The organism is Candidatus Defluviibacterium haderslevense (genome assembly GCA_016712225.1).
Lineage (GTDB): Bacteria > Bacteroidota > Bacteroidia > Chitinophagales > Saprospiraceae > Vicinibacter > Vicinibacter haderslevensis.
This window is the reverse complement of sequence record JADJRL010000003.1, coordinates 913026-926336: the sequence shown is the minus strand read 5'-3', so window position 1 is coordinate 926336 and position 13311 is coordinate 913026. Positions and strand designations below refer to the sequence as shown.

Below are 13311 nucleotides of genomic sequence, written 5' to 3'. Positions count from 1 at the left end.
ATAATATAAAGTTATTTGTATTATTATTGTAAATCAGCAATTTAGATATTCTATTTCATTGCTATGTGCATAATTCAAGTCTATATTCCATAAGGCTTTCAACTCATTTTTCAAGTTTTGGCATTGCTTTTGCGATTGTGATGGTATTAAAATAGGAACCAAGACTTTATGAATAGTTTAAATATTGGTGTAGTTGATGATCATTGGTTGTTTCTGAAAGGATTCGTTTTGATTCTGTCTAAACTAAAGACAAGTTATGAATTGAATATCATTTTAGAAAGCACAAATGAGGCTGATGCACTTAAAAAACTAAATTCAGAAACACTGGATCTTATTTTTTTGGATCTCAACTTACAACAAACAGATGGGATTCGATTGATACCAAAACTCAAGGAATTGTTTCCGAAAATCAAAATTATCATCGTCAGTATGTCTACTGATGTGAAGTTGGTTAGAGAAGCTTTCCAGAAAGGTGCCGATGGGTATCTGTCCAAAAATTCTGATTATGAAGATCTCAGTTTGGCTATTGAAGAGGTAATGGAAGGTAAAATATTCTTTGGAAAAGGAATAGAATCTACTTACAGAACGATAGCAGAACAGAATAAACTTTCTTCAGCCCCAGTTGCAATTAATCGGTTTACTGCGAAGTACCATTTAACAAAAAGGGAATTAGAAATTTTGGAAATGATATCTCAAGGTAAATCTTCAAAAGATATCGCATCAGAACTATTTATCAGTAAAGAAACGGTAAATGTTCATCGGAAGAACGTGATGCGAAAACTTGAAGCAAATAGTGCGCTTAGTTTAGTGAAAATAGCCAGAGATTTTAATCTGATCTAAATCACAAAATTAAATTGACACACTTGTATTAAGATCAATGGATCTAATGCATTTTAATGAATTGAAAATAATGATTGTATTTTTTTATATCCTTTAAACCGAAAGTAAAAACAATGAAAAAGGAAACGTTTACTAAACCCTTTAACGTCCGAACTCGCAAACTGAAACCGAGTTTATTTTTTGGACTTTTATTCAGTATTTTAATACTAAGCGCTCCAGCTAGTGCCCAAGTATGTCCATTAGCCTGTGATGACTTTGTACAAGTTTCATTGGACGAAAATTGTTCTGCTACAATTACACCGGAAATGATCCTTGAAGACAAAGGAACAAGTCCAACATGTAATTATACAGTAGTCGTTTTTGGAACCAATGGTTTGCCATTGCCATCTCCGATAGTTGATGGATCGCATATAGGTAAAACTTTACAAGTGGCTGTTTATTCAAACGGCAATTCTTGTTGGGGACATATAATAGTGGAGGATAAATTGCCACCACAAATTATTTGTCCACCTGCTGATACCGTATTCTGTAACAAGCTTCAGGTTAATCTCATTTCACCAATTGTTACTGACAATTGCAGTGGGGTGAATCGTGTAGTTTTATCAGACAATATTGTCATGTTTGACTGTACCAAGAATCCTTTAGATAGTATTATTGGAAAGCGAACAGTGGTATATTATTATGCTGATGCAAGTGGTAATAGATCTGACACATGTGAACAATGTGTTTACTTCGAAAAATTCAAAGAATCAGATATTTTTTGGCCAAGAGACACCATTTATTCATGCAAAGATTTTGATACCATTCCATTATCTAAATATTCTGGTGTTCCATTAGTTGATGGCGATCCTTTATATCCATCATGGGGTGTGTGTAAAATCGCAGTAACCTTTGAAGATCAGCTTATACCTGTTTGTCCAAAAACATTCAAAGTATTGAGAAAATGGACGGTTATAGACTGGTGTGCACCTTCAGGAAGTAATATATTTACACACTTCCAAATTATTAAAGTATTGGATGATCAAGGACCGGAATTAATTTGTCAACCGAATGTAACGGTGAGCACAGATGTATGGTCTTGTACAGGTTCAGTAGTTCTTGTTCCACCAACATATAAAGATTGCTCCAGAGTAACTTTTCAGGTAGGATACAAACCTTTTATTTTAACTATAAATGGTGTTTGTACATTTAATGGTACATCTACAGCTAATATTTTAAAATTACCAAATGGATATTTTTCAATATCAGGATTGCCACTTGGACATACGACAGTAGTCTTTAGAGGAACTGATGAATGTGGTAATATAACGGATTGTTGTATACGTGTAACGGTAGAAGATCAAGTACCGCCAACAGCAGTGTGTGATCAAAAGACTGTAGTGAGTTTAACGGTTGATGGAACAGCTAAAATCGGTGCTTATACTTTTGATGATGGATCGCATGATAATTGTGCCATAGACTATTTTGAAGTAAAAAGAATGGACGATGGAGTACCTTGCGATAGTACTTTTAAAAATACAATCAATTCAAGACAATTTGGTCCATACGCCTATTTCTGTTGTGATGACATAGGAAAAACACTCCTTGTTGCCATGAGAGTTTGGGACGTTGCAGGTAATAGTAATACTTGTATGGTAGAGGTTGTTGTTCAAGATAAGATTGCACCATTTATTTTCTGTCCACCAAATATTACAGTAAGTTGTGAATTTGATTATCCGGATTTATCAGTTTTTGGAACTGTACGTGCTAATGCTGCGGATCGCAAAAAAATCAATATTGTAGATTTACACTATAATCATGACGGACCTAAAGGTGATGCCATTGATGGATATGCTTATGATGGTTGCGGTGTAACTGTTACTGAAACTCCGACTTATGATCTTAAATGCGGAAGAGGAACTATTACCAGAAGATTTGAAGCTCGTGATCCAGGAGGATTGACTAGTTTCTGTATCCAAACGATAACAATAAATGATTTTACACCTAATAATATTACCATTAAGTGGCCTAGAGATACAGTTAATAATACAACATGTATTGCGAAACCATTTTTAACACCTGAGTTAATGGGTAAACCAATTATTAATGGTAAAGATAAATGTTCCAATATATTTGTGAACTCTACTGATCAAGAATTTACATTGGATCCTGATGCATGTTTGAAGATTATTAGAACCTGGACTGTTATAGACTGGTGTGTTTACCAACCGAATAATCCATTAACAGAAGGATATTGGACCTGGAAACAAATCATAAAAGTTTCTAATACAGTTCCACCAGTATTTTCAAGTAATTGTAAAGATATTACAGTTGATATTTTTGGACCTGGATGTCAGGGAAATATTCCTTTAATTGGATTGGCAAAAGATGATTGTACGGATTCCGTTGATTTGGTATGGTATCATGAAATAGATTTATACAATGATGGTAGAAAAGATTCATCATATTATGGATTGGGAGCTAATGCAACTAATGTATATCCTATAGGAAAACATAAAGTAACGTTCAAGGTTAAAGATGCATGTAATAACGAGTCTGTTTGTACTTATTTTCTAACAGTTAGAGATGGTAAAAAACCGACACCATATTGCAACAGTAGTATAACCACTACGGTCATGCCGAGTTCAAAAAGTATAGAGATATGGGCTAAAGATTTTAATATCAATAGTGAAGACAATTGTACTCCAAAAGATAGTTTGAAATACTATTTCAACGTGAATGGATTGTTTGTTAAATCATTGGTTTTTGACTGCAGCAATAAAGGAAAAAACATACTTAGAATCTATGTAGTGGATGAAGCCGGTAATTTTGATTATTGTGAAACAACATTAGAAATTCAAGACCCGAATGGAGTATGTCCTACTGGATTGACGGTTCAAGGAACAATAGTTACTGAAGACAATAGAGGTGTAAATAATGTGTCTGTTTTTCTAGAAAGACAAAACCCATTAGGAAGCAATCTTACGTATACAGATCCAGCAGGTTTATTCAAATTTAATTCTGCTATTGCAGGTATTGATTATACCGTAAGACCAGAAAAAAATACAGGATTCTTAAATGGCGTTTCTACTCAAGATATCTTAATGATTCAACGACATATTTTGGGTCAACAACGATTCGATACACCATACAAATACATTGCAGCTGATGCTAATAATAGTCAAACAATTACAGCAGCTGATATTGTAGAAATTAGAAAATTGATTCTTGGAAAAATAGCAGGTTATACCAATAATCAATCCTGGAGATTTGTTCCGACAAATGTTACATTCCCTAATCCGGTATCTCCATTTCCATTTACTGAGTTGATGAATTATACACACATCGGAAATAATCAAATGCAAACCAACTTTTATGGTATTAAGATTGGAGACGTTAGTTTAAATGCAAATGCATCAAATGGAGTAACTGCTACCGGTACGAGAACGAATGCGTCCATTGAATTTCTAATCCAAGATGCAAAAATTGCTAAAGGAGAGGAAGTTATCATACCAGTTAGAGTATCTGAAGCTATTAACCTTAGTGGATTCCAATGGAGTTTAGAAATGAATCAAGGTAAATTAGCCTTCCAGAATATGAGAGAAGGATCATTAAATATGACCGACGATCACTATGCTATGGTAGATAATCATTTGAGAATGAGTTATATAAATGCTGAAGGTAAGTTTGTCAAAGCAGATGAAGTATTGTTTTATCTCGTATTTGTAGCCAAAGAAGATCTACAATTAAGTCAGGTTATCGGGCTTAGCACTAAAGATTTAGCCGCAGAGTTGTATGATTCTCAAGTAGAAGTATTAGATTTGCGTCTAGAATTCAGATCTGATAAACCTGGTGATCAAGCGACAACTAAGTCCATTTCACACTTATTTCAAAACAAGCCAAATCCATTTTCAAATCAAACTGTTGTAGGTTTTGATATACCTAATAACCAAATCGTTCAATTTAATATCTACGAAATGGATGGAAAGGTTATAAAATCGATTACAAAGAGTTATAATAAGGGATATAATGAAATGGTTATATCCAGATCAGATATAGGAAAAACAGGGGTCTTCTATATTCAAATGAATACGGATGACTTCACGGAGACGAAAAAAATGGTACTTATCAGATGATAAGGATGGAGTAAATGCAATGTTATTTTGCCTGATTGTGTTAAACGCACAATCAGGCTTTTTGGCATGAACATTTAAAATTGTAAAAAAATAATTAGATTTTTTTAATCAAATTGAGTATTAAACATTATAAAAAATAACCATATTTATTGGTCACTTGTACAAAGTCTTCATATCTTTGTCTACATTTAATTAATGAATATTCCCGAAATCAAGTAAATTATGAAAAAGTTAGTTTTATTTTCATTATGTTATTTATCAGTTGCAAGCAGCTTTGCTCAATTGGTGTTTAAATTTGCAAATGCCAATGCCAACAAGGGCGATATCGTCACTGTAAATGTTAGCGTTGATAATTTTTTGAAGGTTTCTGCCACAGAGTATTCTATGTCCTATGATTCAGCTGTGCTAGAATTCGTTGATATTGTCAACAGACATATTGATTATATTGATGCTAACTTTGGAGATCATAAAACCGGTCCTTTTGTATTTAAAAATGGGCAAATAGGATGTTCTTGGAATAGATCAAGCGGGGATTCATTAAATTTACCGAATGGAACGGTCCTTTTTGGTTTGAGATTTAAGCTCATCGGTAAGGAATGCGACTCTTCTTTTGTTAATTTATCCAATACACCGAAGACCATAGACATTATAGAAAATGATGGTAAAAACATACCAACCACATCTATAGCTGGTAAAGTTAAAATTAACGGAGCTTCTTGTACCAGTGCACCAAAGACAGATGTTAGTTTAATTGCATCTGAAGAATGTATACCAAAAAACACAGTAGGTTGTCTAAAAGTAAGCGTGAGAAATTTCGTTAAAATAGACGCCATGCAAGCAACCCTGAAATGGGATAAAAGCATCGCCAGATATAGTGGTGTTCAAGCCATAAATCTTCAAGGACTGGGTACAGGTTCTTTCAGTCTCAGTGCTGATAGTACAGAGTTGGGTTGGATCTGGGAATCTGGTACAGGGTTAGCCGTAACAGTTCCGGATGATCAGGTGATATTTGAAATTTGCTTCACACCCATTGGGACTGTAGGAAGCTTTACAAATGTTAGCTTTGTGGATGTACCGGGCAGACCTATCTCCATAGAAGATGCAAATGGCGTATTGAAGCATGTAGTAGATAATGGAAAAGTAACCGTATGTGAGACCAAAACGACACTTAAATTATATACCAGAGATACAAGCGCCATTGAGAATTCAGAATTCTGTGTACCCATTTATGTAGATGATTTTACCTGTATTGAAAGTTTCCAATATGCTATTAAGTATGACAGCACAAAATTGAGATTTAAACGTATTGACAATATTATTCTCAAAAACGTCCAAACCTCATTGATTATAAAGACTAATGACACGATTAATATTTTATGGGACAACGGTTCTTTTGGACCTCAGACTTTAGGAAAAGGGACATCGATGTTCGATATTTGTTTTGATGTCATCGTTCCTTGTACTTCGACGACTAAACTCAATATTATTCCACTAAACGGTGATCTTGAATTTACCTCTGATTGTGTAGATCCTGAACCACAGATAATCATTGGTGATGGATTAATTACCGTTAAATGCAAACCTGCGGATACACCGATGGCAGTAGTAATATTAGGTAAAACGGATATTAGTTGTTTTGGTGTTTGTAATGGAACAGCCACTGCTAATGTGACCGGAGGCTCCAAGAGTTATAAATACGCATGGATAGATCAGGCGACTAATAATACAGTTTCTACTGTTAAGGATCCAACTAATCTTTGTGCTGGTAAATACCGATTAAAAGTGACAGACATGGTTTCTAATACTATGGTGACCAGTTCAGAAGTAACTATCGTAGATGCAACGCCTATTACAATTCAAGCTACCGTAACGCACGAAACAGATCCTCCAAAAAATAATGGGGTTATCAATATTACACCAAGTGGAGGTATGCCATCTTACACATTTAAGTGGTTCAGGGTAGGAAACAATACAGTATTAATGACGACAGAAGATTTGGGACCAAGAGCTTGTGGTAATTATGCAGTAAGCGTTACTGATAGTAAGGGATGTGTCAATGTGGATACGTTTAGAATTAATTGTCCAGTGAGCAAACTTATAGCAAAAATTGTCAAAATAGATTCTAGTAAGTGTTTTGGTGATTGCTTAGGAAAGTTAAGAGTAGATACTGAAGGAGGAGCTATCCCTTATAAATACAAATGGAGTGTTCCCAATGAGACTTCAATAACCATTGACAGTTTATGCGCCGGAACCTATTCTGTAACAGTAACAGATGCGAATGATTCGGTATCAGTAGCTACGTATATCCTAACTGAACCAACAAAAATAAGTATTTCAGTTACCTCAATTACACCTGATTGTGGTACCGGTAATGGTGGAGCTGCTGTAAGTGTAACCAATGGTACACCATCCTATACCTATGCCTGGAAAAACAGTTCAAACGTCACTGTAAGTACTGCAATTCCACTCGTTAATGTACCTAAAGGAACCTATGTATTATGTGTAACTGACGCCAACAAATGTGTTCAATGCACTGAAATCATTATTCCTATGTGTACGGATACGAGTAAGATAACAGTTAATGTAACTGTTGATAAAAATATAAGCTGCAGCGGTATATGCGATGGAAAATTAATAGCATCTGTAATTGGTGGATCAGCGCCATTCACATACAAATGGTCACATAATGCAAATTTAAATTCGAATATTGCTGATCAATTGTGTTCTGGTATATATACAGTAACAGTAACGGACGCTGGCGGTAAAACAAATACCGGAAGGGCTACCATAACCGCAACGAATGCTATACAAATTACTGTAAAAAGGTTGGCATGTGCTACAGATGGAACAGCTGCTGATGGAAAGTATGAAGCTATAGTTTCGGGAGGAACTAAGCCCTATCAATATGAATGGTGCAATGGAGCTACCACGGCATCAGTTAATGATCTTGTCTCCGGAGCATGTTCCGTTAAAGTGACCGATGCGAATGGTTGTACCGCTAATGAAACATTTACTGTGTGTGATGATGTTGTCCCTCCGGCAGATTGCTTTAGTGGAAGATTGGCGATTTCTCCAAATGGAGATAACTACAATGAGAATTTTGTTATTTCTTGTATTGAAAAATACAATAATACTTTAAACATCTATGATCGCTGGGGTAAATTGGTTTATGCAGCAGTTGATTATCTAAATACCTGGAACGGTGTAAATGCTGCCGGTGAACCACTCAATGAAGGAACTTATATGTGGGTACTTGTTATTAAGGAAGCCGGTAAAAATGATGTTTATTACAAAGGAACAGTGACCATAGTTAGATAATTTTATTCAATAAAAAAAAGTAAGAAAATGAGACTTATAAATAAATACACGCTTTTTGTTGTTCTATGTTACTCTTTTTCAATTGGGTTATCTGGACAAGATTATACTAAATCATTAATTATACCAGCAGTATATAATCATTACCACTTGAATCCATTTGTCATTAATCCTGCACATACTGGATTTGAAAATGTGAACAGATTATTGTTTAATTTTAGAAATCATTGGGCTGGTTTCGATGATTCTCCAAAAGCTATAACCCTTGGAATTAACGGCTCCCCGGTTAAGAATATGGGCCTAGGTGGATTGATTTATTCTGAAAGTTATGGCGCTGCAAGTCGATTTGTTGGACAAGCTAATTATGCTTACCACTTTAGTGCCGGAGAAAATAATAAAATGGGATTGGGATTATCCGGAACATATAACCAATATAAATTGGGCAATGAAGTCATTACAGATCCCTTACATGAAGGACCTGATGTCTTGATCAATGAATCAGTAGAAGGAGAAAAGTTTTTTGGAGCGGATCTGGGATTTTGGGCTGAGTTTGGGAATAAATTCAAATTAGGTATTACCCTTCCTCAAATCGTATTGACCCGATTGGATAATAAAAAATTAGATGGTGATAAGCCTTTTAATTTTATAGGATTTTTTGGGGCTACATGGGATGTTCCTGAATATAGAGTAAGCCTTGAACCATCTATTCTGTTGCGTAAAGTGAGCGATGTTCCTTTTGGAACTGACCTTAATATACTGGCTAAAATGTTGGATGATCGGTTATACGCTGGATTTACTTATAGTTTTGGACCATCAGATAGTAGAGTTTCATTTTTAGGTGGTGTTCGAATAGATCGATTAAGAGTGTATTACTCTTATGATCAAACTTATCAAACATTCCAAACATTTAACAACGGGTCGCATGAATTGAGTTTATCTTTTGATATTATGGGTTCACGCAAGAATACCAATACCAAACCGATGAACCACGTTGAAGAAATGAATCAACAGTAATTAGATTTACTTAATAAATAATTTCCAAAATTAATTTTTTGTAAATCTTAGGAAGAAGGAGTACAAGATCATAGTTGCTCCAAGAATTAAAGCAAGATAGGCTATCCAATCGCCTGTATATGCATAGACAGTCTTTACATCTGAAAAGGTACAATTAGCATAGAATCCGGCTTCTTTACCATATTTAGTTGCATGGCTTACTTGGCCGCGGGCATTGATAAAACAAGAAATACCGGTATTTGCAGATCGGATTACTGGTTTTCTGAATTCAATGGCCCTTAAAGCACCAAAAGCTAAATGCTGTTTGTAACCGGGTGTATCATCCCACCATCCATCGTTAGTCATAATAAAAATCGCCTGGGCTCCAAGGTTAATATACCCCCTAACGAATTGACCATATATGGATTCGTAACAAATGACTGGAGCAATTTTTAATGTGTTGGATTCAAAGACCATTCTTTTTTCTTGAGTAGCCAGACCTGCAGTCGTTCCGCCTAATTGATCAACGAGTGGCTTTAAAAAAGGCAAAATATTTTTATAGGGAAAGATTTCTGCTCCCGGTACCAATTTAGATTTGCGATATAAAGGAATGGGTTCCTCTTTAGCTTTTAATATAATGGCAGCATTTTCAATTTCGTAATATTGTGGTGGATCGCTATCTCTATATGCACGTGAAAATTTTGTCGGTAATTGATCTGCCGGAATATCATTGAGGCTTGTAATTCCTGTTACAATGGGCACATTATAATGTGCTATCATAAAATCAAATAATCTGATAATGCGAGGATCTTGATTGATGTTGTTTTTTCTAATAACACCTCCAACTTCTCCAAAACTGGTCTCTGGAAAAATAACAAATTTTGTATTAGGCGTAACAGCAGCAGCAGCTAATTTTTCGATTTGAAATAATTGTTGGTCTTCCGGTATTTTAAATTTTTCATAATGAGGCTCGTAATTAGGTTGGACAACGCCCACTTCAACAGTAGTCCCTGTTTCCTTGAAATTAAACCATAAAAACATGGAAACTATAAATGGTAGAATTATAACTATAAGTGAGGCAACACCCAACTTAGAAAATAATTTTTGGCGAATCCAGATGATATTGAATGTAAAATGATTAGAATCAAAAAAAAGATAATAAAGTAACACATTAACTCCCAAGACCCAAACACCACCTCCAAAAACACCTGTATATTCATACCATTGAATACATTGTGGAAGAGCGGCCCATGCATTTCCCAATGTCAACCAGGGCCAAGACATTTCCCAATTTAAATGGATCCATTCAAAGCACAACCAAAATATAATAAAAGAAATCCACCTCCATTTAGGCAATCTCTTACCTATTCTGATGGCGCCTAACCATGGAATGGTCATGAAAAATGAATTTAACCAAATAGCAACGATACCAGGGACAAACGATGCATTGGCAACCCAATAAGTTGTTAAAATATTCCATATCACAAATGCATTGAACACAAAAAACCACGAGTGATAATTTAATTCTTCGGTTTTAATTTTTTTAAAAAGGATGAACAAGGGTATAAAACCAACAAATAAAACAGGCGTTAATGGTAATGGAGGAAATCCTAATGCTAAGACAACACCTGATAAAATAGAGAGCAAGATTAATTGGTGTGATGCTTTATCCTTATATTTTAGTTGGACCAAAAGCAATAAAAAAACACCCCATGATAATACAAATACAGCAAGAGGTAAATGTCCCCAGAGTGGAAGGAGTGACATTTTTTTCCAGAGCCAGAAAAGTATAATTGAAAAGAGTGCTATTAAAAACCAAATTATATTCCGGATCACTTTGTTAGTTTATCTTTGAAGAGGACAAAATAAATCTAAATCTATTAATTGACCTGACTTTTTTCAGAGAAATGAATAATGGTTTCAATAAATTGATTCAAATCATCAAAATCCTTAATCACCCTCACGTGCTTTTCATACGAACTAAGTTGATTGGCTAAATATCCAATAACCAGTAATACCGGACTCTCTGGTAGATGCTGAATGGCCTGAACTAAATCTGTGGCATAAGTTAAACTGGTATCTTCATTTATAAAAGTGATGATAAAATGTGCTTTAAATATAAGGGATGCATCCATTACGTCTTTAATGTCAGATTCATTACTAAGATATAATAATTGAATTCCTTTTTTTCTTAATATATATTCTACAAAAAGACGACTCAACTCTTGATTTTCATCTTCAGGCATAGTCAGTAGAAACTTCAAATGATTGGGCCTGGTAGGATTTTCAAACAAGATGATCTCTTGGGTAATTTTTCTTTTAATCAATTGCAAAGCGAATTCTTCATGGACTTTTTTGATAGATCCACTCAACCACATCTCATGAAGTTTATCTAGTAGGGGCATTAATAACTGTTCGAAAGTTGAATCAAATCCCAGTTGATGTATATTCCGATTTACGATATGTAAAAATTTGATTTCGTCCAGATGAATAACACTTAGGGTTAAAGCGTCAAGGGAATCTGAATTAAAGGATTCAACTTCAGTCAAATTCGCTATTAAATCTTCAATTGCATTTTCAGGCATACTGCTGATGGCTGAAATTTTATAACCTTCTTTGTTTAATAAAGAGATGTTGGTAATTTTTTTTAAATCATAGTCATCATAGTATCTGATATTGGTCGCAGTACGTTTGGGGTTTATAATCCCAAATCGCTTTTCCCAAATACGAATGGTATGGGCTTTGATGCCCGTAAGTTTTTCAAGATCCGCGATAGAGTAAATAGCCAAATCAAATTGTTTGAAGTATTATCCATAACATTTTATAGGGTTTTATTGTTTAAATGGGAATTATGGCCTTGAGACTTATAAATATTGGGATCGTATGTTATCCTACCTATGGGGGTAGTGGTGTTGTAGCCACAGAGCTGGGCATGGCTTTGGCCTCAAAGGGGCACAATGTGCATTTTATTAGCTATAAAAGGCCTGCACGTCTAGGGATCTATCAGACTAATGTATATTATCATGAGGTCTCTACCAGTGAATACCCATTGTTTGATTTTAAACCATATGATACCGCATTGGCCAGTAAAATTGTGGACGTGGCATTACATAATAATTTAGATGTATTGCACGTGCATTACGCCATTCCTCATGCCATCATTGGATTCTTAGCCAGAGAAATTCTATTCACTAAAGGAAAACGCATTCCATTAATCACCACTTTACATGGGACGGATATTACCCTCGTAGGCGTGGATCCTTCGTTTTACCCGGTTGTAGAATTTAGTATCAATCAATCCAATACAGTTACTGCTGTATCCAATTCCTTGAAAAGTGATACCCTCAAGGCTTTTAATATCCAAAAGGATATTCATGTAATACCTAATTTCATTGATTTAGAACGATTTAAACCTCAAGATCCGAGATCATTGAGGTGCAAATTTGCAACATCAGATCAAAAAATAATTTCACACATTTCTAATTTTAGAAAGGTCAAACGGATTGACGATATTATTAGAATGTTTGAAATAGTCCAAAAGACGGTTCCAAGTAAATTGTTATTAATTGGAGACGGTCCTGAGTTCGGGTCCCTAGTCAATTTAGTGGATCAATTGAAATTGACCGAATCTGTCATTTTTTTAGGAAAACAAGATTCAGTTGAAGAGCTATTAGCCATTTCGGACTTATTTATGTTGACTTCAGATAAAGAAAGTTTCGGCTTATCTGCGTTAGAAGCCATGGCATGTGGTGTGCCGGTTATATCTTCAGATGCAGGTGGACTTAAGGAAGTAAATATTCATGGTATAACTGGATTTTCATGCCCTGTTGGGGATTTTGAAATGATGTCAGACTATGCAATCCAATTATTAACTGATGACAAACTTCATCAACTTTTTAAACAAAATGCTTTAACTCAGGCACGAGTTTTTGAACTATCTAATATACTGCCCATGTATGAGCAGATCTATGAGTCCAGTTTAATCGCCATGGAAGACTCCCCGATAATATAAAGTATTGAAACATTCAATTTGGGTATAGTAGTCCAA

7 protein-coding genes are annotated in these 13311 nt (G+C 35.0%); 5 read left to right on the top strand and 2 right to left on the bottom strand.

Annotated features, from left to right (window positions below; all coding sequences use genetic code 11):
- The first annotated feature begins 168 nt into the window (after positions 1 to 168).
- The 4 genes from IPK88_03835 to IPK88_03820 all read left to right on the top strand — a co-directional run bounded on the left by IPK88_03835 (position 169) and on the right by IPK88_03820 (position 9284).
- Positions 169 to 840, top strand: a complete 672-nt coding sequence (locus IPK88_03835) for a response regulator transcription factor (GenBank protein ID MBK8242532.1) — start codon at positions 169 to 171, stop codon at positions 838 to 840.
- Positions 841 to 953: 113 nt separating this feature from the next.
- Positions 954 to 4955, top strand: a complete 4002-nt coding sequence (locus IPK88_03830; GenBank protein MBK8242531.1) for a T9SS type A sorting domain-containing protein — start codon at positions 954 to 956, stop codon at positions 4953 to 4955.
- A 222-nt stretch (positions 4956 to 5177) separates the two neighbouring features.
- The gene (locus IPK88_03825; protein MBK8242530.1) at positions 5178 to 8273 is read left to right on the top strand and encodes a gliding motility-associated C-terminal domain-containing protein; all 3096 of its coding nucleotides are present in this window, start codon (positions 5178 to 5180) and stop codon (positions 8271 to 8273) included.
- Between the two features lie 27 nt (positions 8274 to 8300).
- On the top strand, positions 8301 to 9284 hold the full coding sequence (locus tag IPK88_03820) for a PorP/SprF family type IX secretion system membrane protein (GenBank protein ID MBK8242529.1): 984 nt from the start codon (positions 8301 to 8303) through the stop codon (positions 9282 to 9284).
- Between the two features lie 30 nt (positions 9285 to 9314).
- On the opposite strand, the gene lnt is transcribed toward IPK88_03820, so the two are convergent.
- The gene (gene lnt, locus IPK88_03815) at positions 9315 to 11030 is read right to left on the bottom strand and encodes an apolipoprotein N-acyltransferase (protein ID MBK8242528.1); all 1716 of its coding nucleotides are present in this window, start codon (positions 11028 to 11030) and stop codon (positions 9315 to 9317) included.
- A 113-nt stretch (positions 11031 to 11143) separates the two neighbouring features.
- Positions 11144 to 12052, bottom strand: coding sequence for a MerR family transcriptional regulator (locus IPK88_03810; protein MBK8242527.1), 909 nt, complete (start codon positions 12050 to 12052; stop codon positions 11144 to 11146).
- Between the two features lie 77 nt (positions 12053 to 12129).
- On the opposite strand from IPK88_03810, the gene bshA reads away from it, so the two are divergent.
- Entirely contained in the window at positions 12130 to 13275 is a 1146-nt protein-coding gene (bshA, locus tag IPK88_03805) for an N-acetyl-alpha-D-glucosaminyl L-malate synthase BshA (protein ID MBK8242526.1), read from the top strand.
- Positions 13276 to 13311: the final 36 nt, after the last annotated feature.

Excerpts from the sequence above, each read along its gene's own strand:
- IPK88_03835 (MBK8242532.1), top strand. The coding sequence starts at position 169 with ATGAATAGTTTAAATATTGGTGTAGTTGATGATCATTGGTTGTTTCTG.
- IPK88_03830 (MBK8242531.1), top strand. The coding sequence starts at position 954 with ATGAAAAAGGAAACGTTTACTAAACCCTTTAACGTCCGAACTCGCAAA.
- IPK88_03825 (MBK8242530.1), top strand. The coding sequence starts at position 5,178 with ATGAAAAAGTTAGTTTTATTTTCATTATGTTATTTATCAGTTGCAAGC.
- IPK88_03820 (MBK8242529.1), top strand. The coding sequence starts at position 8,301 with ATGAGACTTATAAATAAATACACGCTTTTTGTTGTTCTATGTTACTCT.
- lnt (MBK8242528.1), bottom strand. The coding sequence starts at position 11,030 with ATGTCACTCCTTCCACTCTGGGGACATTTACCTCTTGCTGTATTTGTA.